This window comes from Inquilinus sp. CA228 (assembly GCF_052078665.1).
GTDB lineage: Bacteria > Pseudomonadota > Alphaproteobacteria > DSM-16000 > Inquilinaceae > Inquilinus.
This window is the reverse complement of sequence record NZ_JBQJIK010000082.1, coordinates 1-19174: the sequence shown is the minus strand read 5'-3', so window position 1 is coordinate 19174 and position 19174 is coordinate 1. Positions and strand designations below refer to the sequence as shown.

At 69.9% G+C, this 19174-nt stretch carries 19 protein-coding genes; 14 read left to right on the top strand and 5 right to left on the bottom strand.

From position 1 onward, the window contains the following. Positions 1-30 precede the first annotated feature (30 nt). Positions 31-1023: an aldo/keto reductase gene (locus tag ACTOWL_RS30965; protein ID WP_441325141.1), complete on the top strand. Its 993-nt coding sequence runs from the start codon at positions 31-33 to the stop codon at positions 1021-1023. On the opposite strand, the gene ACTOWL_RS30960 is transcribed toward ACTOWL_RS30965, so the two are convergent. The 3 genes from ACTOWL_RS30960 to ACTOWL_RS30950 are packed head-to-tail and all read right to left on the bottom strand — an operon-like array spanning position 1020 to position 4523. Then, the gene (locus tag ACTOWL_RS30960; RefSeq protein WP_441325140.1) at positions 1020-1583 is read right to left on the bottom strand and encodes a PqiC family protein; all 564 of its coding nucleotides are present in this window, start codon (positions 1581-1583) and stop codon (positions 1020-1022) included. The genes ACTOWL_RS30965 and ACTOWL_RS30960 overlap by 4 nt on opposite strands. Further along, complete coding sequence (locus ACTOWL_RS30955) at positions 1583-3274, bottom strand: PqiB family protein (RefSeq protein WP_441325139.1); 1692 nt, start codon at positions 3272-3274, stop codon at positions 1583-1585. The genes ACTOWL_RS30960 and ACTOWL_RS30955 overlap by 1 nt, the downstream gene beginning before the upstream one ends. Further along, positions 3267-4523: a paraquat-inducible protein A gene (locus tag ACTOWL_RS30950; RefSeq protein ID WP_441325138.1), complete on the bottom strand. Its 1257-nt coding sequence runs from the start codon at positions 4521-4523 to the stop codon at positions 3267-3269. Before ACTOWL_RS30950 ends, ACTOWL_RS30955 begins: the two co-directional genes overlap by 8 nt. A gap of 328 nt (positions 4524-4851) precedes the next feature. On the opposite strand from ACTOWL_RS30950, the gene ACTOWL_RS30945 reads away from it, so the two are divergent. Continuing rightward, positions 4852-5331, top strand: coding sequence for a hypothetical protein (locus tag ACTOWL_RS30945; protein ID WP_441325137.1), 480 nt, complete (start codon positions 4852-4854; stop codon positions 5329-5331). A gap of 160 nt (positions 5332-5491) precedes the next feature. Here the strand turns inward: ACTOWL_RS30945 and ACTOWL_RS30940 are convergent, their stop codons facing one another. Both ACTOWL_RS30940 and ACTOWL_RS30935 read right to left on the bottom strand, forming a co-directional pair. Further along, on the bottom strand, positions 5492-6115 hold the full coding sequence (locus tag ACTOWL_RS30940; protein WP_441325136.1) for a Crp/Fnr family transcriptional regulator: 624 nt from the start codon (positions 6113-6115) through the stop codon (positions 5492-5494). A gap of 352 nt (positions 6116-6467) precedes the next feature. Further along, positions 6468-7367, bottom strand: a complete 900-nt coding sequence (locus ACTOWL_RS30935; RefSeq protein WP_441325135.1) for a LysR substrate-binding domain-containing protein — start codon at positions 7365-7367, stop codon at positions 6468-6470. A gap of 289 nt (positions 7368-7656) precedes the next feature. Here ACTOWL_RS30935 and ACTOWL_RS30930 point away from each other — a divergent pair, with 289 nt between their 5' ends. The 12 genes from ACTOWL_RS30930 to ACTOWL_RS30875 form a co-directional block, all read left to right on the top strand. Further along, a complete protein-coding gene (locus ACTOWL_RS30930) occupies positions 7657-8505 on the top strand; it encodes a response regulator transcription factor (RefSeq protein WP_441325134.1) in 849 nt (282 codons plus the stop codon). 7 nt (positions 8506-8512) lie between these two features. Beyond that, complete coding sequence (locus tag ACTOWL_RS30925) at positions 8513-9331, top strand: response regulator transcription factor (RefSeq protein WP_441325133.1); 819 nt, start codon at positions 8513-8515, stop codon at positions 9329-9331. After that, the gene (locus tag ACTOWL_RS30920) at positions 9324-10079 is read left to right on the top strand and encodes a response regulator transcription factor (protein WP_441325132.1); all 756 of its coding nucleotides are present in this window, start codon (positions 9324-9326) and stop codon (positions 10077-10079) included. Before ACTOWL_RS30925 ends, ACTOWL_RS30920 begins: the two co-directional genes overlap by 8 nt. Then, positions 10072-10905, top strand: coding sequence for a response regulator transcription factor (locus tag ACTOWL_RS30915; protein ID WP_441325131.1), 834 nt, complete (start codon positions 10072-10074; stop codon positions 10903-10905). The genes ACTOWL_RS30920 and ACTOWL_RS30915 overlap by 8 nt, the downstream gene beginning before the upstream one ends. A 124-nt stretch (positions 10906-11029) precedes the next feature. Beyond that, entirely contained in the window at positions 11030-11752 is a 723-nt protein-coding gene (locus tag ACTOWL_RS30910) for a response regulator transcription factor (RefSeq protein WP_441325130.1), read from the top strand. Further along, positions 11745-12503: a response regulator transcription factor gene (locus tag ACTOWL_RS30905; protein WP_441325129.1), complete on the top strand. Its 759-nt coding sequence runs from the start codon at positions 11745-11747 to the stop codon at positions 12501-12503. Before ACTOWL_RS30910 ends, ACTOWL_RS30905 begins: the two co-directional genes overlap by 8 nt. An 82-nt stretch (positions 12504-12585) precedes the next feature. Next, complete coding sequence (locus ACTOWL_RS30900) at positions 12586-12867, top strand: YgjV family protein (protein ID WP_441325128.1); 282 nt, start codon at positions 12586-12588, stop codon at positions 12865-12867. Between the two features lie 44 nt (positions 12868-12911). Beyond that, the gene (locus ACTOWL_RS30895; RefSeq protein ID WP_441325127.1) at positions 12912-14429 is read left to right on the top strand and encodes a calcium-binding protein; all 1518 of its coding nucleotides are present in this window, start codon (positions 12912-12914) and stop codon (positions 14427-14429) included. Positions 14430-14444: 15 nt separating this feature from the next. Beyond that, the gene (locus tag ACTOWL_RS30890; protein WP_441325126.1) at positions 14445-14930 is read left to right on the top strand and encodes a hypothetical protein; all 486 of its coding nucleotides are present in this window, start codon (positions 14445-14447) and stop codon (positions 14928-14930) included. A gap of 59 nt (positions 14931-14989) precedes the next feature. Further along, complete coding sequence (locus ACTOWL_RS30885; RefSeq protein ID WP_441325125.1) at positions 14990-17215, top strand: hypothetical protein; 2226 nt, start codon at positions 14990-14992, stop codon at positions 17213-17215. Positions 17216-17225: 10 nt separating this feature from the next. Then, positions 17226-17861, top strand: a complete 636-nt coding sequence (locus tag ACTOWL_RS30880; RefSeq protein WP_441325124.1) for a DUF924 family protein — start codon at positions 17226-17228, stop codon at positions 17859-17861. Positions 17862-17946: 85 nt separating this feature from the next. Continuing rightward, positions 17947-19174 (top strand): calcium-binding protein (locus ACTOWL_RS30875; protein WP_441325123.1); only part of this gene is annotated, 1228 nt, incomplete at its 3' end.

The window sequence follows — 19174 nt, the reverse complement described above, 5'->3', positions numbered from 1 at the left end:
CGGCAGCGGGCCCATTCAATGGAGAAAGACATGCAGAAGCGTAAACTGGGCCGCGGCGGCCTCGAAGTGTCGGCCCTCGGGCTCGGCTGCATGGGGCTCAGCTTCGGCTACGGCCCGGCGGTCGAGACGGCGGCGGGGATCGCGCTGATCCGCAAGGCCGTCGACCTCGGCGTCACCTTCTTCGACACCGCGGAAGTCTATGGCCCCTTCACCAATGAGGAGCTGGTCGGCGAGGCGCTGGCCCCGGTCCGTGACCAGGTGGTGATCGCCACCAAATTCGGCTTCGACATCGATCCGGACAACCGCGCGCAGCGCGGCCTGAACAGCCGGCCGGAGCATATCCGCGAGGTCGCGGAGGCTTCGCTGAAGCGGCTCCGCACCGATGTCATCGACCTGTTCTACCAGCACCGCGTCGATCCGAATGTGCCGATCGAGGATGTCGCCGGGGCGGTCAAGGACCTGATCCGGGAGGGCAAGGTCCGCCATTTCGGCCTGTCCGAGGCCGGGGCGCAGACCATCCGGCGCGCCCATGCGGTGCAGCCGGTCGCGGCGCTGCAGAGTGAGTACTCGCTGTGGTGGCGCGAGCCGGAGGCGGAGGTGCTGCCGGTGCTGGAGGAGCTCGGCATCGGCCTGGTTCCGTTCAGCCCGCTGGGCAAGGGCTTCCTGACCGGCGCGATCAGCGACAGCACCACCTTCGACAGCGGCGACTTCCGCAACATCGTGCCGCGCTTCTCGGCCGAGGCGCGCAAGGCCAACCAGGCCCTGGTCGACCTGCTCGGCGCCATCGCCGCCCGCAAGCGGGTGACCTCGGCCCAGATCGCGCTCGCCTGGCTGCTGGCGCAGAAGCCCTGGATCGTGCCGATCCCCGGCACCACCAAGCCGCACCGGCTGGAGGAGAATGTCGGCGCCGCCGCGGTCGAGCTGACCGCCGACGAGCTGCGCGACATCGACGACGCCCTCTCCGGCATCGCGGTGCAGGGCGCCCGCTACCCGGAGCACCTGCAGCGGCTGGTCGGCCGCTAACGCATCCCCTGGGCGATGCGGTCGGCGAGTTCGCCCAGCGCGTCGCTCATCGCCCGGACCTCGGCGGCGATGCTGTCGTCGGCCGGGCGGCGGGTGATGCGGGCGGTCTCGGTCTTGGCTCGGCCGCCGGCCTTGCGCCGCACCCGCCATTGCGCCTCCAGCACCACGGTGCCGTCGGCGTCCGGGTCGAAGCGGCCGAGCGCCAGCTCCACCGTCTGGGCCTCGTCGCCGGACAGCGTCCGGCTGGTGGTGACGACCGAGCCGGCCGGCAGCCGCGCCGTCAGGTCGTCGGCCAGCACCCGCTGCACCATGTTGGCCAGCGGCTCGCCCCAGCGCTCGAACTCGTCGACGCCGAGCTGGACCACGCCCGAGCGGCGGACGATCTGCGGCCGGTCGAGATATTTCGGGATGTCGACCAGCGCCACCGAGGCCGTCACCGGCCGCCCCCCGACCGAGGCACCCGGCACCGTCACCAGGGTGTAGACCTTGGGCGGCGTCGAGGAGCAGGCGGCCGTCCCGGCCAGCAGGATGGCGAGGGCGGCGCGGCGGGACAGGATCATCAGTTGAACCCTTCGGTCTTGCCCCGGATCAGCGCCTCGGGGTGCTGCTCGAGATAGTCGGTCAGGACGCGGACCGAGCGCAGCGTGTCGTCGACCTGGCTCATCAGCCGGGTCAGGTCGCGCTTGAAGGTCGAATCCGCGCCGTAGCCCTGGGTGATCGAGCCGAGCGTGCCGTTCAGCCGCCGCACCGCCTGCTGCGCCGCGTCCAGCAGCGGCGGCAGCTTCTCGATCACCGGGCCGAGATCGGTGTTGGCCTGGCTCAGCAGCTGCTGGGTCGAGGCCAGGGTGCCGGCCAGCGAGCGCAGCGAATCCGTGATCTCCGGCGCGGCCGCGAGGGTCTCGAAGGATTTCAGCGTGGCGTTGGCCTGCTGGATCAGCTGGTCGAGCGGCAGCGCCGAGACCTTGTCGAGGATGCCGTTGATCGAGCGCATGGCGCTGTCCAGCTGCCCCGGCACGCTCGGGATCACCGGATAGCGGTCGCCCATGCCCAGCTCCGCCGGGGCGGCGTCGGGATAGAGGTCGAGCGTCACCACCATCTGGCCGGTGATCAGGTTGCCGGTCTTCAACTGCGCCCGCAGCCCGCGCCGGACGAAGTCGGCGATGGCGTTGCCGGCGCCGAAGCCCGGGTCGGTGCCGACCAGCTCGATTCGCTGCGGCTCCAGCTCGATCACCACCGGGATCCGCATCCGGTCCTGGGCGACGTCGTATTGCAGCCGGACATCGGTGACCTGGCCGACCTTGATGCCGCGCCATTCGACCGCGGCGCCGGGCGCCAGGCCGCCGACCGAGCCGTCGAAATAGACCAGATAGGGCAGGCGGATCGTGTACTGCGCCTCCTCGACGCTGGTCTGGTCCTTGTACAGCGGGAAGGTGGTGCCCGCCTTGGCGGGCTCGCCGGTGCGGGCGGTGGCGGGGGTGTCGAAGGCGACGCCGCCGGCCAGCACCGCCTGGATCGATTCGAGCTGCAGCTTCAGGCCCTGCGGCCCGGTGGTCAGCGAGATGCCGGCGGCGTTCCAGAACCGGGTGGCGGGATAGACCTGGCGGTCATAGGGAGCGCGGATGAAGGCGTGGATCGTCACCCCGGCCTCCAGATTCGTGGAGTCGAAGCCCATCACCTGGCCGACCTGGACGTCGCGGAAATAGATCGGCGACCCGGCGCCGACCGAGCCGATCCGGTCGGCGGTCAGCAGGAACTCGGTGCCGGGCATGTCGGCCCGCACCACCGGCGGGTCCTCCAGCCCGGTGTAGGCACGCTCGCTGGCGCCCTGGCCGGGGTCGAGCTCGATGAACGCGCCGGAGACGATGGTGGAGAAGCCGGTCAGCCCGCCGCTGGCCGACAGCCGCGGCCGCACCACCCAGAAGCGGGTGCCCTGGCGCAGATGCGGTGCCGCCTCCTTGGTCATCTCGGCGGTGACCTCGACATGGCTCAGATCCTCGGACAAAGCGAGGCTCTTGACCGTGCCGAACACCACCTCCTTGTGCTTGATCAGGGTCTTGCCGGCCTCCAGCCCGTCCGCGGTCTGGAAGCTGATGGTGATGGTCGGCCCCTTCTCGGAGAAGGTGATCCAGGCGAGGTAGACGCCGACCAGCGCCGCCACGATCGGCACCAGCCAGATCGGCGACAACCGGCGCTTGCGGTCGATGCGCGGCGCGGCCGGCGCCGGCCCGGAATGATCAGCGGTCTCAGTCACGGTTTTCCCCCGCTGCATCCCACATCAGGCGCGGATCGAAGCCCATCGCCGCGATCATGGTCGTGATCACCACGGCGGCGAAGCACACGGCCCCGACCCCGGGCTCGATCGTCGCCAGCTCGCCGAGCTGAACCAGCGCCACCAGGATCGAGATCATGAAGATGTCGATCATCGACCACCGGCCGACCGCCTCGACGATGCGGTAGATCACGGTGCGGTTGCGCAGCTGCCCCGTCTTGCCGCGCTGGGTCGTGACCAGCAGATAGATCAGCCCGGCCAGCTTCAGCACCGGCACGGTGATCGAGGCGAAGAACACCAGCGCCGCCAGCGGCCACATGCCGGAATCGGCCAGCTCGATCACCCCGCTCATGATCGTGTCCGGCGCCCCGCTGCCGAGCGAGATCACCGTCATCACCGGCAGCAGGTTGGCCGGGATGTAGAGGATGATCGCGGTCACCACCAGCGCCCAGGTGCGGGTCAGGCTCTCCTTCCGGCGGCGGTGCAGCGCGGCGCCGCAGCGCGGGCACTCGCCATGGCCGCCGGGCGGCAGGTTCGAGACCAGGCCGCAGCCATGGCACAGGCAGGTCGGCCGGCGCGGATCGGCCGCCGGCGGGGTCGGCACCAGGCCGCGGCGTTCGAACGCCCGCCACACCGTCTCGGTGTCCAGGCTGGTGCCGGCGGCGATGATCGCCAGCATCAGCCCGCCGACGGAATAGAGGCCGGGCCCGACGACGACGGTGGCGAGATCGATCAGCTTCACATAGGCGACGAAGACGCCGAGGAGATAGACCTCGATCATCGCCCAGGGGCCCAGCAGGTCGGCCCAGCGGTACAGCCGCGGCAGCCAGCGCGGTGGCCGCCTCAGGCGCAGGCCGCCCAGCACCAGGAACAGCGTGCCGAGCCGCAGGCCGGGGGCGACGAACATGGTCAGCGCCACCACCAGCGCCAACTCCCACAGCCCCTGCTGGTAGAGGGTGAAGACACCGGTCACCAGGCTGGCGCTCTGCACCCGGCCGGAGATCTCGAGCGAGAGGAAGGGCAGGAAGTTCGCCATCAGGAACAGCACCAGCCCGGCGCAGGCATAGGCGAAGGCGTGGTCGAGCGAGCTGGCGCGGAACCGGTGCAGGGTGGCGCCGCAGCGCACGCAGCGTGCGGCGGTGCCGTCCGGCAGCACCGGCACGGCGTGGCCCAGGCCGCATTCATGGCATTGCATCAGGCGAGGCGCGCCCGATCGTTCTGTGGCGTTCAACTCAAATCCACTCGGCGCCAAGCATCCGTCCCGGAAGCATTCCCTGGCGCATCATGGCCGTCCGTTCCTCCCATGTCATCAACACCTTGCCAGGGAAGGCATGGCGAGAACTGAATTTTACCAAAATGAATTCGATTCTGCTCCGGAATAAATTCCAATCTCATAGTATCGTATGTTCGGGGTTCGCCAGTCATCGCTTTAAAATCATTGAACGTTCTGCATTTTTCTGCCCAGAATATAGACAGATCGCAAGAAGTTTTCGGATCATCAGACCGCGAGCGGCGCCAAGCCGAGAATTCAGAACGCGATATAAAAAAGGGGGAACGATATGGCACTCGGTTTCTTCAGAACTCACCGCTCCCGGATCGTCCTCGCTGCCGCGCTCCTGGCGCTGGCCGCGTGCTCGAACCAGGGCACCGGCACCACCACCGAGACGGTCAAGAACCAGACTCCGGCCGGCACCGTCGAGATGCACCAGATCCAGGCCGCCTTCATCGGCAGCGGCGAGACTGGCAGCGGCACCCTCCGGTTCCAGGGCAAGTCTTACCCGTTCACCGTGTCGGGGCTGGGGGTCGGCGGCATCGGCGTGTCGACGGTCGAGGCCACCGGCGAGGTCTACGACCTGGCCAAGGCCGACGACTTCGAAGGCGCCTACGTCCAGGGCCGCTACGGCTTCGCCATCGGCGAGGAGAGCGGCGGCGCGCTGTGGCTGAAGAACGACAAGGGCGTGGTGATGCGCCTGAAGACCAAGCGCACCGGCCTGATGCTCAGCCTCGGCGGCGACGCGGTGGTGATAACCCTGAAGTAGCGGGGGAAGGGACGGCTTAGAGACCATTTGGAAATGCGCTGGCGTGAGTCGGCTGGCGGTGGTTTCGAAAACCGGAGCGCAGCGGATACTGGTCCGTGAGCACCGGAAGCGGAGAAACCGCCGTCAGACGGCCGCGCCAGTAGCATTTCCAAATGGTCTCTCAGATCTCCTCCGTCTCGGCGATATCCGCCAGGCGGTCGCGGTCCTGCAGCACCAGGGTGCTGCCTTCGCGGCCCAGGATGCCTTCGCCGATCCAGCGGCCGATCTGGACATTGACCTTCGACCGGCTGGCCCCGATCAGGAGGCCGAGGTCGCGCTGCGACAGGGTCCGCGGCAGGCGCACGGCGCGCCCCGGCGCCGTCCGGCCGACCTCCGCTTCGCTCAGGGTCAGCAGCAGCCGGGCCAGCCGCGCCGGCAGGTTCAGCAGCGCCACGCCCTCGAGCTGGTCGCTGGTCCGGCGCAGCCGGGTGGTCAGCAGCTCCATCATCTGCAGGCAGGCCTCGGGCGACTGCTTCAGCATGCGCCGCAGGTCGCGCCCGTCGATGATCCGCAGCCGGCATTCGCCCAGCGCCACCGCATCGGCGCTGCGCCCGCGGCCGTCCAGCGCCGAGACCTCGCCGAACATCTCCCCGGCGCCGAGGATGCCGAGCAGGATCTCCCGCCCCTGGCGCGAGATCAGGCGCAGCGCCACGCGGCCGGACAGGACGACCATGATGCTGTCGCCCGGGTCGCCGCGCAGGAAGATGGTGTCGCCGTCGTCGTAGCGCCGTTCGGTCAGCCGCATCGGAATGGCATCCAGCGTCGTTGGCATGCCGCCGGCCGAACGGCGGGGCTCGCTTGCAGGGTGGGCCGAGGCCCAGGACATCATGTAATTCACGGGTCTTCTCCAGCGCTGGCCGTCCGGCGGCGCGGTCCGGGACGCGGGCCCCGCAAGGCCCGCGTCCCGGCGCTCCCGGCCGGTGATCCATTGGTTCCGCGGCGACGCTGATGCGTCTCCGCCCTCCGTCGGAGGGCTCGGCGGCGGCTTTCGCTCCGTCGCCCCGGCGCTCCGTGATGTGAAGATTGTCCGCAAACGGGCCGGTCGGCTCAATACACTAGAAATGAGGTATCGCGGCCGGCCGGGTCACCCCCGCCGGTCAGGGGCCGCCGGCCTCCGCCTTCAGCCAGTCGACGAACTGCCGGATCGGCTGCCAGTCGGCGAGGGTGGGCAGGGTCACGGCATAGTGGTTCCAGTTGGTCGGGATCTCGGCGTCCAGCAGGCGCAGCAGGCGGCCGGTCCGCAGATCCTCCTCGACCAGCGTCTTACGGGCGATGGCGACGCCCAGCCCGTTCACCGCCGCCTCCAGCGCCAGCAGCGAACCGGTCAGGTTCATGCCGTCATTCACGGTATCGAGCGGCAGCCCGTTGGTCTCGAACCAATGCTGCCAATGCGCGCCGCTCTGGTCGTCGCGGGCGGTGGTGTCGATCAGCCGGGCTAGGCGCAGGATGTCGGCGGGCCCGGCCACCGGCCCATGCCTGGCGACATAGTCCGGGCTGGCGACCGGGAAGATCGCATCGGCCATCAGCCGCTCGACGCGCAGGTTCGGATAGGCGCCGCCGCCGAAGCGCAGGGCGATGTCGACTGCCCGCTGCGGCAGGTCGGCCAGGGCCAGGTCGGCGATGATGTCGATGTCGACCTCCGGGTGCAACGCGCGGAACCGCTGCAGCCGCGGCGCCAGCCAGCGCATGGCGTGCGACGGGATCGCGCTGACCCGCAGGCGCGGCCGGCCCCGCCGGTCGGCACTGGCCACGGTGCGGCGGATTTCCTGCAGCGCCCGGCCCATCCCGGCGGCCAGGCCCTCGCCCTCGGAGGTCAGCTCGACGCGCCGGACATGCCGCACCAGCAGCGCCACGCCGAGATCCGCCTCCAGGTCGGCGACCCGGTGGCTGACGGCGCTGGCGGTGACCGCCAGCTCCTCGGCCGCGCGCTTGAAGCTGCCGAGCCGGGCCACCGCCTCGAAGGCGCGCAGGGATTCGAGCGGCGGCAACCGCCTCATCGCCGGCCTCCGGAGAGCGTGGTCGGCTCCATGGATGAGCCCGCCTCAGTCATTGACGCAGAAATGATCGCTTGTCCGGCACCCCCCTGCCAAGTCATAGCGGTGCATGGGAGGCCCTGTCCGCGCGGTCGACGTCGCGGGCCGGGTCTGACGCTGCCGGACTTCGGCATGTCCCGGCTGTGACCGGCGTAACATTGAGACCGCGTCTCACACGCAATGATTTGGCGTAGCGGGGATGCCGATCCCCATCCCAGGCGCAGGTAGAAGGCGCCGCAACCCGACGGGGCCGATGCTCGATCGTCCTGACCCATCCGCCATTGCCGACCGGGCGCCCGTCGCGTCGGCGCCGCGACGCGGCCGAAGCCGGGTCGATCCGCGCATCCCGGCATCGTCCCCGCCCGGCGAGGACGACGTCCTGCGGCTGGTCGGCCAGGTCTATGACGCCAGCATCGGCGGCGAGGCGTGGGAGACGGTGGTGACCGGCCTGCGGGATCTGCTGCGCAGCGAGTCCGCGGCGCTGTTTTCGGCCGGGCACGGCGTGCCGGCTGGCGCGGTCCATGTCGAAGACGACCCGCGCGTCATTCGGCCCTACTACGACCACTACCATCGGATATCGCCCTTGACTCCGCTGGTCTCCCAACTGCCATCCAGATCAGCCTTCACGCACCAGATGGTCGTGCCGGAAGCGGTCTATACGAGGTCGGAATTCTACAACGACTGGCTCCGGCCGCAGGGCAAACACAGCAGCCTCAACTGGCTCGACGCGGGCGACGGCAGCAACCGGAGCTATCTCTGCCTCTGGCGCCAGCGGTGGCAGCCGGCGTGGGAGCCGGCCGCGCTCCGCGTGGTGGGAGCTGTCGGGCTGCACCTCGCCCGGGCGCTGGAGATCCGGCGGCGCTTGGCTGCGCCCGGGGCGCCCCGAAGCGCGGCCGCCGCGGCCGATCTTCTGGCGCCGCAGGAGCGGGCCTGCCTCGCCGGCGTCGCCCGCGGCGCGTCGAGCAAGCAGATCGCCCGGCAACTCGGGCTGTCGATGCACACGGTCGACGCCTATCTCGCCTCGACCCGGCGCAAGCTGAAGGCCGCGAGCCGCAGCGAGGCCGTCGCCATGGCGCTGTCCGTGGGGCTGATCGATGGCTGAGGTCAGCATGTCTCCGCCGACGGTCGCCCCGGGCGGCGCCGGCCGGCGGCGGGCCGATCCGCGCATCCCGCCCTCGTCCCCGCCCGGCGAGGACGATGTCCTGCGGCTGGTCGGCCAGGTCTATGACGCCAGTATCGGCGGCGAGGCGTGGGAGACGGTGGTGACCGGCCTGCGGGACCTGCTGCGCAGCGAATCCGCGGCGCTGTTCCCGATCGGATACGGGGTGCCGGCGGAAAGCCCGGTCCATGTCGGCTGCGACCCGGCCTTCATCCCGCCCTTCAACGACCACTACCACCTGATCTCGCCGCTCGCTCCATTGATCCCCCGGCTGCCGGCCGGAACGATCTTCACCAACCATATGCTGGTGCCGGAAGCGGTCTATACGCGGTCGGAGTTCTACAACGACCATGTCCGGCCGCAGGGGAAATACAGCTGCCTCAACTGGCTCGACGCGGGCGAGGGGAGCAAGCGGAGCTATCTGTGCCTCTGGCGGCAGCGGTGGCAGCCGGCATGGGAGCCGGTCGCGCACCGCGTTCTGGGTGCGGTCGGGCTTCACCTCGCCCGGGCGCTGGAGATCCACCGGCGTCTCGCCGCATCCAGGGCGTTCCGAAGCGCGCCCGCCGCGACCGATCTCCTGGCGCCGCAGGAGCGCGCCTGCCTGGCCGGCGTCGCCCGCGGCGCCTCCAGCAAGCAGATCGCCCGCCAGCTCGGGCTGTCGATGCACACGGTCAACGCCTATCTCGCCTCGGCCAGGCGCAAGCTGAAGGCCGCCAGCCGCAGCGAGGCCGTCGCCATGGCCCTGTCCGGCGGGCTGCTCGATGGCTGACGGCATGACGTCCGGCGAGATCGCTTCCCTGGTCGCCCAGGTCTACGACGCCGCGCTCGGCGACGAGGATTGGGCGGCCGTGGTCGAGCGCCTGTCGCGCGGCCTCGGCGGCGCCTGCGCCACCCTGCACCGGTCGGCGTTGCCGCTGCTGCCGGACAAGGCCGCCCGGTTCAACGTCGATCCCACCTATGGCGAGCTGTTCGCCAGCTACTACTACGGAACCCTGCCGCTGATGCCGAAGCTGATGCGGCTGGGCCGGCAGACGCTGTTCAACTACAGCACGCTGATGCCCGAGGAGGACTTCCTCCGGACCGAGTACTACAACGACTATCTCCGCCCGCAGGACAAGTACGGCAGCATCAACTGGGTCGACGCCGATCATCGCGGCCCGCACGCCCAGCTGGCCATCTGGCGGCCGCGGCACTGGCCCAGCTGGGACGAGTCGCAATTTCGGGTCATGCGCGCGATCGGGCCGCATCTCGGCCGGGCAATCGAGATCGAGCGCCGTCTCGAGGCGATCACGGTCCGCAATACCGTCGCGGGCGACGTCGGCCTGCTGGCGCCGCAGGAGCGCGCCTGCCTGGCCGGCGTCGCCCATGGCGCGTCGAGCAAGCGGATCGCCCGGGCGTTGGGCCTGTCGATGCACACGGTCAACGCCTATCTCGCCTCGGCCAAGCGCAAGCTGAAGGCCGCCAGCCGCAGCGAGGCCGTGGCCATGGCGCTGTCCGCGGGGCTGATCGATGGCTGAGCTCGGCCACCCCCCACCGATCACCACCCGGGGCGGTATCGGTCGCCTGCGGGCCGATCCGCGCATCCCGTCCTCGTCCCCGTCCGGCGAGGACGACGTCTCCCGGCTGGTCGGCCAAGTCTACGACGCCGCTCTCGGCGACCAGGACTGGTCGGAGGTCGTCAGGCGATTGTGCCGAATGCTTGGTGGGGCTTCCGCGACACTGCACCGGTCGCGCTCGCCGGCACAGCCCGACATCGCGGTCAGATACAACGCCGACCCCGCCTATGTCGCTCTCTACAACGCCCACTACCACCGGACGTTCAAGCGGGTTCCGGACCTGTCCCGGCTGCGGGCGGAGCCGGCCTTCATTCATCACATGGTGGTGCCCGAGGCCGCCGACATCCAGACCGAATACTACAACGACTACGTCCGGCCGCAGGGATTGCACGGCTCCATGGTCTGGGTCGACGTCGACCACCACGATCGTCGCGCCCATCTGACGCTCTGGCGGCAGCGACAGCAGCCTGCCTGGGACGAGCATCAGCTTCGGATCCTGCGCGCGATCGGGCCGCATGTCGGCCAGGCGCTTGAGATCGAGCGGCGCCTCGCCCCTGTCGTCCGGCGGCCGGCCGCCGTCATGGCCGCCGAGGTCCTGGCGCCGCAGGAACGCGCTTGCCTCGCCGGCGTCGCCCGCGGCGCATCCAGCAAGCAGATCGGCCGCCTGCTCGACCTGTCGATGCACACGGTCAACGCCTATCTCGCCTCGGCCAAACGCAAGCTGAAGGCCGCGAGCCGCAGCGAGGCCGTCGCCATGGCGCTGTCCGGCGGGCTGATCGATGGCTGACGGCCGGGATCCGTCCAGGCTGGCGGGAGCAGGCGACCTGGTCCTGGCGCCGCGGCCGGCCGGCTCGCGTCACTGGCGCGCCGACCCGCGGAGCCCGCCGTCGTCCCGGCCCGACGGCGACGACATGTCCCATCTGATCGGGCAGGTCTACGACGCCGCCCTCGGCGACGAGGACTGGTCGGCGGCGTTGGCTCGGGTCCGGGCTCTGCTGGGCGCCGATTGCGCGGAGCTGCTGTACAGCGGCGGATCGGCGGAGAATGCGGTCCATGTCGGTTGCGAGCCGGCCGACATCCAGGCGTACAACGACTACTACCACTGGACCTCGCCGTTGCTGCCCATGATGCCCCGGCTCGGCACCGGATCCGTCGTCACCAATCACATGCTGGTCCCGGAACGGGACTTCACCCGGTCGGAGTTCTACAACGATTTCCTCCGTCCGCGGGACGCGTACAGCGGCCTCTGCTGGTTCGACGCAGTCGAGGGCGGCCGCCAACGGTTTCTCTCCCTATGGCGTTCGCGGCGCTGGCCCGTCTGGGAGCCATCGGAGATACGGGTCCTGCGCGCGATCGGGCCGCATCTCGGTCAGGCGCTGAAGATCGAGCGCCGCCTGGCCGCTGTCTCCGCCCGCCGGTCCACCGCCATCGACGGCGATCTCCTGGCCCCGCAGGAACGCGCCTGCCTAGCCGGCGTCGCCCGCGGCGGCTCCAGCAAGCTGATCGCGCGGCAGCTCGGTCTGTCGATGCACACCGTCAACGCCTATCTCGCCTCGGCGAGGCGCAAGCTGAAGGCCGCCAGCCGCAGCGAGGCCGTGGCCATTGCGTTGTCCGCGGGGCTGATCGATGGCTGACCGGATGCCGGGCGAGGACGCGGTCTCGGCCCTGATCGCGCAGGCCTACGACGCCGCGCTCGGCCGCGAGAGCTGGCCGGCGCTGCTGACCCGCCTGGCCGATCTGCTCGGCGGCGATTCCTCTGCGACGCTGCACCCGACCGGTGCGCCGCTGCCGCGGGACGGGGCGGTCCGCATCCGCGTCGATCCCGACCACGTGCCGCTGTACAACGCGCATTATCACGCCACCTGGCCGGTGCTGCCGGCCCTGCCGCGGCTGCCGGCGGTTTTCGTCGACCGCGCGGTGGTGCCGGACTCCGTCTTCCTGCAGACCGAGTTCTACAACGACTATGCGCGGCCGCAGCGCCGGCACAGCGGCCTCTACTGGATCGATGTCGATCCGCAGGGCCTGGCGGCGCATCTCTCGATCTGGCGGACGCGGCGCCGGCCGGACTGGGGCGAGGCCGAGATCCGGCTGCTGCGCCAGATCGGCCCGCATCTCGGCCGGGCGCTGAAGATCGCGGAACGGCTCGCCGCTGCGATGCAGCCCAGGCCGCCGTCCGCCGTCGACCCCGACATCGTCGCGCCGCAGGAGCGCGCCTGCCTCGCCGGTGTCGCCCGCGGTGCCTCGAGCAAGCAGATCGCCCGCCAGCTCGGCCTGTCGATGCACACGGTCAACGCCTATCTCGCCACGGCCCGGCGCAAGCTCAAGGCCGGCAGCCGCAGCGAAGCCGTCGCCACGGCGCTGCAGCTCGGCCTGATCGAGGCCTGACCGCCTGTTTCCCCGGTGACACCTCCGGCCCCGGCCTCCCGCTAAAGATCATCCGAACCATCGGATGATGTGGAGGACGCACGTGAACTGGATCGAGGCCTTCGGCTATGCCGGGACCGGTTTCACCATCCTGGCCTATTCGATGCGGCGGCTGCTGCCGCTGCGCATCGTCGCCATCCTCAGCAGCGCCAGCTTCCTGGTCTATGCCGCGCTGATCGGCAGCGCGCCCTTGATGCTGATGGAGGCGGCTCTGCTGCCGATCAACGCCTGGCGCCTGATCGAGTTGATCCGCCCCGTGCCCGCCCCGCAGCTTCTCGCGCAACGGCCTGTTCCCGGGGGGACATCGGGCCGGCGGGGAAGCTGATAGGACATCCTCGGCACCCGACCTGATCCATAGAGAGAGTCATCATGGCCACCGTGAACGGAACCGCAGACAACGACGTCATCCATGTCGCCGGCGACGGCACGCTGGTGCCCGTCGGCTTCACCGACATCGCGCTGGCGACCAACAATGCCGACCAGATCTTCGCCGATGACGGCGACGACCTGGTCGCCGGCGGCGGCGGCGACGACACCCTCGACGGCGGGCTCGGCAGCGACACGCTGGCGGGCGGCGCCGGCGACGACGTGCTGAGGCCGGGCGACCAGGATGTGGACGAACCGGATACGATCAGCGGCGGTGCCGGCGTCGATACGGTCGATTACAGCGCGGCCAACCGGGTCGTCCAGGCGGAGATCGGCGACTCCAACAATCAAGATCAGATCGCATCCGACGTCGAGAACATCACCGGGGCGAATTTCAACGACTCTCTGACCGGGTCGGCCGGAGGCAATCGCCTGGTCGGCCTCGCGGGCAACGACTTTATCCATGGCCTTGCCGGCAACGATCAACTGATCAGCGGCGAAGGCGACGACGCGATGGACGGTGGAACCGGGGCAGACCTCCTCGACGGCGGCGCCGGCAACGATCAGGTCTTCTACAGTCGCAGCATCGCCGGGGTCGTTGTGAACCTGACGACCGCGACCGGTTCGGGCGGCGAGGCCGAAGGCGACACGCTGGTGTCGATCGAAAACGTCATCGGTTCGGACGCCAACGACACGCTGATCGGCTCGGCCGAGGTGAACTTTCTGGACGGCCGTGACGGCAATGACATCCTTAACGGCATGGCCGGCGCCGACGTGTTGGGTGGCCTCGACGGCAACGACGTGCTGCGCGGAGGGGCCGGAGCGGATCTGCTGGCGGGCGGCGATCTTCAGACGGATACCGGCATCGACACCGCCACCTACAGCGACAGCGCGGCGGCGGTCGCGGTCAGCCTGCTCGCCGGTGCCGGCACCGGCGGCGACGCCCAGGGCGACACGCTGTTCGGCATCGAGAACCTGGTCGGCAGCGCCTTCGGCGACCATCTGACCGGCAATGCGGCCGACAACGTCCTGACCGGCGGGGCGGGGGGCGACCTGCTCGAAGGCGGCGGCGGCAGCGACACGATCTCCTATGCCGACAGCACGGCCGGCGTGGTGGTCAGCATGGCCACCGGCCAGGGCGCGGGCGGCACCGCCGAGGGCGACCGCTTCTCCTTGATCGAGAACATCACCGGCGGCCAGGGCGCCGACCGCTTCCTCTATGCCGGTACGGTCCACAGCCCGGTCGGGGCCAATGCCGACCGGATCACCGATTTCAGCCGCGCCCAGGGCGACCGCATCGACCTGTCATTGATCGACGCCAGCACCACGGCGGCCGGCAACCAGGCCTTCAGCTTCATCGGCGCCGGCCTCTACACCGGCGTCGCCGGGCAACTCCGCTTCGGCTTCACCGCACCCGGTGTCACCTCCATCGCCGGCGACGTCAACGGCGACAAGGTCTCCGACTTCCACATCACCCTGGCCGGCAGCATCGCGCTCGCCGCCGGCGACTTCGTGCTGTAGCCCGGGGAGCCGGCGATGACCGCGATGATGGTGATGCCGCACGGGCTGCGCCTGGCCCGGCCGCACAGCGCGGCCGCGGCGCTGGGCCTCGCCGTCAGCCATCTGATGACCAAGCCGGCCTTCGCCGCGCTGGCCTTCGGCAACTGGTCGCGCGTGCTGGTCGGGCAGATCAACCGCGGGCACTACCAGCTCGTGATCGACGGGGCGGGCCGGGTGGTCGGCTTCCTCGGCTGGGCCGCGACCAGCGAACCGAACGCCGAGGCCTGGATGCAGGGCCGCGGCGACGTGCCCGAGCTTCGCGACGGCGACTGCATCGTCATCAACGCCTGGTCGGCGGACCATCCCGCGGCCAACCGCCTGGTGCTGGCGGCCGCGCGCCTGGCGATCCACGGCAAGCGCCTGGTCTATTTCAAGCGCCACTACAGGGACGGCCGGACCCGGCCGATGCGCCTGGCCGTCAACGACTTCGTCGCCGGCCATCTCGGCCTCGGCGCGGGCTGACCCCGGCGTGTCGTCGGGCCCACGACGATCTCTCCCATCTCGATCGAGGAAAAATCATCATGGCATCCATCAGCGGAACCAGCGGAAGAGACCTCATCCATGCTGCCGGTGACGGGACGCCCATCCCGGACGGCTTCATCGATATCGCCACGGTGACGTCGGACCGCGACGTCATCCTGGCCGGTGCCGGCAGCGACGGCGTCTTCGGGCGCGGGGGCAACGACCGCATCCTCGGCGAGGACGGGAACGATGTCCTTGACGGTGGCGACGGCGATGACATTCTGATCGGCGGTGCCGGTGGGGATGCACTGCGCGGCGGCATCGGAATCGACACGGTCGAGTATGGGGCAAGCGCCGCCGGGGTGACCGTGTTCATAGGCGTCCCACTCGGCGGTTCCGGCGGCGACGCCGATCTGGATTCCGTCGCCGATGACGTCGAGAATGTCAGCGGGTCCCAGTTTGCCGACAGGCTGGGCGGCACGCTGACGGACAATGCCCTCGCCGGCCTCGGCGGCGATGACAGGTTGGAGGGCGGTCGCGGCGATGACGTGCTGTCCGGAGGCGCCGGCAATGACCTGCTGATCGGCGGCGAAGGAGCGGATCGTCTTCGCGGCGGCCTCGGGATCGACACGGTCGAGTATGCCGGCCAGGTCGGAGTATCCGTTGTCCTGGGCTCCCTCGGCAACGGCGGCGAGGCCGACAATGATGAGATCGCCGACGATGTCGAGAACGTCACCGGCACCTCCGTCGCGGACGTGCTGAACGGCTCGGATGTGGCGAACGTCCTCGTCGGACAAGCCGGCGACGACACGCTCAAGGGCCTGGGCGGCGACGATACGCTGGATGGGGGCGCCGGCAACGACGCCCTCGAGGGCGGTATCGGTGCAGACCATCTCAGCGGTGGGGGCGGCATCGATACGATCCGGTATTTCGGCGAGATCGGGGTCCTCGTCAATCTGACGACGCTGACCGCCTCGAACGGCGAGGCCCAAGGCGACGTGATCGCCGGAGATATCGAGAACATCGTCGGCAGCAGCGGCGATGACGTCCTGGTGGGCTCGGCCGTGGACAATTCCCTGTCCGGCGGCGGTAGCCACGATAGGCTCGATGGCAGGTTCGGCAATGATACACTGGATGGCGGCGACGGGGATGATACTCTGAATGGCGGTGAGGGGGCGGATAGGCTCACCGGCGGCTCCGGCATCGACACCATCGTATTCAGTGACACCGTCGGCGTGACGGTGAACCTGTCGACGCTGGAGGCATCGGGCGGCCAAGCCCAGGGCGACATGCTCAGCGACGATATCGAGAACATCGCCGGTGGTGGGGGGCAGGACACCCTGACTGGCTCGGCCGTGGCCAACACGCTCGACGGGAACAGCGGGGATGACGTCATCAGCGGTCTTGGCGGCGATGATTTCTTGATCGGTAAGGGTGGCAACGACGTGCTCCGTGGCGGGGCTGGGGGAGATGACATGAACGGGAGAGAAGGCATCGACCTCGTCACCTATTTCGGCGCCGCCGCCGCGGTGACCGTCAACCTGGACGATGGGGACGGCGGCCGCGGCGATGCTCAGGGCGACACCTATTCCAACATCGAGAACGTCAATGGCGGCCAGGGCGGGGACGACATCACCGGCGACGGGGGCGCCAATGTCCTGCGCGGCTTCGAAGGCGACGACGTCCTCCGCGGCGGCGCCGGGGCCGATACCCTCGACGGCGGCACCGGCATCGACACCGCCAGTTATTTCACCGGCTCGGCCGGTGTCGCGGTCAGCCTCCTGACCGGCGCCGGCAGCGGCGCCGAGGCCCAGGGCGATACGCTGTCCGGCATCGAGAACCTTTCCGGCAGCCAGGGCCATGACAGCCTGGTCGGGAACGACGGCACCAATGTGCTGCAGGGCTGGAACGGCAACGACGTGCTCAATGGCGCCCGCGGCGGCGACATCCTCACCGGCGGCCTCGGCGCCGACCGCTTCCTCTATGCCGGCACGGTCCACAGCCCGGTCGGGGCCAATGCCGACCGGATCACCGATTTCAGCCGCGCCCAGGGCGACCGCATCGACCTGTCATTGATCGACGCCAGCACCACGGCGGCCGGCAACCAGGCCTTCAGCTTCATCGGCGCCGGCCTCTACACCGGCGTCGCCGGGCAACTCCGCTTCGGCTTCACCGCACCCGGTGTCACCTCCATCGCCGGCGACGTCAACGGCGACAAGGTCTCCGACTTCCACATCACCCTGACCGGCGCCATCGCGCTCGCCGCCGGCGACTTCGTGCTCTGACATGACGGCCATGGATTGGCGCAGGGTCCATCACTTCTGGTTCCCGGACGGCCTCGACGCGGCCGATCTGGAGACGCATCTTCGGCTGCATGGCTGGTGGTTCGGCGGCGGCGCCAATGCGGCTTTGATGCCGCTGGCCCCGGTGCTGGCCGCCGCCCGCGCCGGCGGCCTCGCTCCCTGGCTCGCCACGCCGCTCGGGCGGCTGTCGCTGATCCTGGTGCTGGACCAGTTCCCGCGCGGCCTGTTCGCCGGCCGTGCGGAAGCCTATGCCGGCGATGCCGCCGCCCTGCGGATCGCCCGGGACGGGCTGGCGAACGGCCATTACGACGCGCTGAGCCGGCCGTGGGAACAGATCTTCTTCCTGATGCCGCTGGCCCATGCCGAGGGGCCGGACCACCAGGTCCGGCTGAAGCAGCTGGTGGCGATGGCCGAGCTGGTGGCGGCCGAGGCGCCGGAGCGGCTGCGGCCGCTGTACCGGTTCCATGTCAGCCAGGCGCGGTCCCATCTCGAGGTGATCTCGCGCTTCGGCCGCTTTCCCCATCGCAACCCGATCCTCGGCCGCGCCTCGACGGCGGCGGAGGCAGCCTATCTGGCGCAGGGCGACCTCGTCCATCTGCGCCGCCCGCCCGGTCTCAAGCCGTCCTGAACCGCGCTGTTCCCCAGGTGACAGACGCTCCGGGGCGGATGCCGTAGACCGGCTTCGACACGCAACCCAACGCAAGGAATCGATCATGGCCAACATCGTGGGAACGGAGGGCCGGGACTTCATCCATGTCGCCGGCGACGGGCGCACGCCGCCGAACACATCCTTCATCGACATCGCCCAGGCCACCAACGGCGACGACGTCATCGACGCGGCGGGGAATGCCGACATCGTCTTCGCCGGCGGCGGCAACGACAGGGCCAATGGCGGTGCCAGCGTCGACGAGCTCCATGGCGAAGCCGGCAACGACACGCTCGACGGCGGCGATGGCGGCGATGGCCTGTTCGGCGAAGCCGGCAACGACACCCTCCGCGGCGGCACTCTCAACGACCGGCTGGTCGGCGGCGCCGGGGCGGACAGCCTCAGCGGCGGCGACGGCCGGGACATCGTCCAGTTCGACGGCGCCGTCGGCGTGACGGTGAACCTGACGACGCTGCAGGCCTCGGGCGGCGAGGCCCAGGGCGACACCCTCCTGGGCGACATCGAGGACATCCAGGGCAGCGCCGGCGGTGATATCCTGACCGGCTCGGCGGTGGCCAACCAGCTCTTCGGCCTGAATGGCAACGACACGCTCCTGGGCCTGGCCGGGGATGACACACTGGACGGCGATTTCGGCAACGACAGGCTGGAAGGTGGCGACGGCGACGACCTGCTCAACGGTGGCGCCGGCGGCGATATCCTGATCGGCGGGGCCGGCATCGACACGATGCAGTTCGGCGCCGCCTCGGCCGGGGTGGCGGTGAACCTGACCGCCAACGCGATCGCGGGCGGCGACGGCACCGGTGACACGATTTCCGGCATCGAGAATGTCCGCGGCACCGGCAACGCCGACACGCTGATCGGGACCGCCGTCGCCAATCTCCTGGATGGTGGTGGCGGCAATGATATGCTGTCAGGCCTTGCCGGAAGCGACACGCTGCGGGGCAACTCTTCCGACGACCGCCTGCATGGCGGCGCCGGGGCGGATGTGCTGGACGGCAGCTCCGGCATCGACACCGCCACCTACAGCGACAGCGCGGCCGGGGTGACGGTCAGCCTCGTCTTCGGCGCCGTCAACAGCGGCGGCGACGCGGCCGGCGACACGCTGCAGCAGATCGAGAATCTCCAGGGCAGCGCCTTCGCCGACACCCTGACCGGCTCCAACCTCGACAACGTCCTGCGCGGCGGTGCCGGCAACGACAAGCTCGACGGGGCGACGCTTAATGACACGCTGGTCGGCGGCGCCGGCGCCGACCAGTTGATCGGCGGGCTCGGCC

Bases quoted from the DNA above. Each gene is read 5' to 3' on its own strand.
- ACTOWL_RS30965 (WP_441325141.1), top strand. From the start codon at position 31: ATGCAGAAGCGTAAACTGGGCCGCGGCGGCCTCGAAGTGTCGGCCCTC.
- ACTOWL_RS30960 (WP_441325140.1), bottom strand. From the start codon at position 1,583: ATGATCCTGTCCCGCCGCGCCGCCCTCGCCATCCTGCTGGCCGGGACG.
- ACTOWL_RS30945 (WP_441325137.1), top strand. From the start codon at position 4,852: ATGGCACTCGGTTTCTTCAGAACTCACCGCTCCCGGATCGTCCTCGCT.
- ACTOWL_RS30940 (WP_441325136.1), bottom strand. From the start codon at position 6,115: ATGCGGCTGACCGAACGGCGCTACGACGACGGCGACACCATCTTCCTG.
- ACTOWL_RS30935 (WP_441325135.1), bottom strand. From the start codon at position 7,367: ATGAGGCGGTTGCCGCCGCTCGAATCCCTGCGCGCCTTCGAGGCGGTG.
- ACTOWL_RS30930 (WP_441325134.1), top strand. From the start codon at position 7,657: ATGCTCGATCGTCCTGACCCATCCGCCATTGCCGACCGGGCGCCCGTC.
- ACTOWL_RS30925 (WP_441325133.1), top strand. From the start codon at position 8,513: ATGTCTCCGCCGACGGTCGCCCCGGGCGGCGCCGGCCGGCGGCGGGCC.
- ACTOWL_RS30920 (WP_441325132.1), top strand. From the start codon at position 9,324: ATGGCTGACGGCATGACGTCCGGCGAGATCGCTTCCCTGGTCGCCCAG.
- ACTOWL_RS30915 (WP_441325131.1), top strand. From the start codon at position 10,072: ATGGCTGAGCTCGGCCACCCCCCACCGATCACCACCCGGGGCGGTATC.
- ACTOWL_RS30910 (WP_441325130.1), top strand. From the start codon at position 11,030: ATGTCCCATCTGATCGGGCAGGTCTACGACGCCGCCCTCGGCGACGAG.
- ACTOWL_RS30905 (WP_441325129.1), top strand. From the start codon at position 11,745: ATGGCTGACCGGATGCCGGGCGAGGACGCGGTCTCGGCCCTGATCGCG.
- ACTOWL_RS30895 (WP_441325127.1), top strand. From the start codon at position 12,912: ATGGCCACCGTGAACGGAACCGCAGACAACGACGTCATCCATGTCGCC.
- ACTOWL_RS30890 (WP_441325126.1), top strand. From the start codon at position 14,445: ATGACCGCGATGATGGTGATGCCGCACGGGCTGCGCCTGGCCCGGCCG.
- ACTOWL_RS30885 (WP_441325125.1), top strand. From the start codon at position 14,990: ATGGCATCCATCAGCGGAACCAGCGGAAGAGACCTCATCCATGCTGCC.
- ACTOWL_RS30880 (WP_441325124.1), top strand. From the start codon at position 17,226: ATGGATTGGCGCAGGGTCCATCACTTCTGGTTCCCGGACGGCCTCGAC.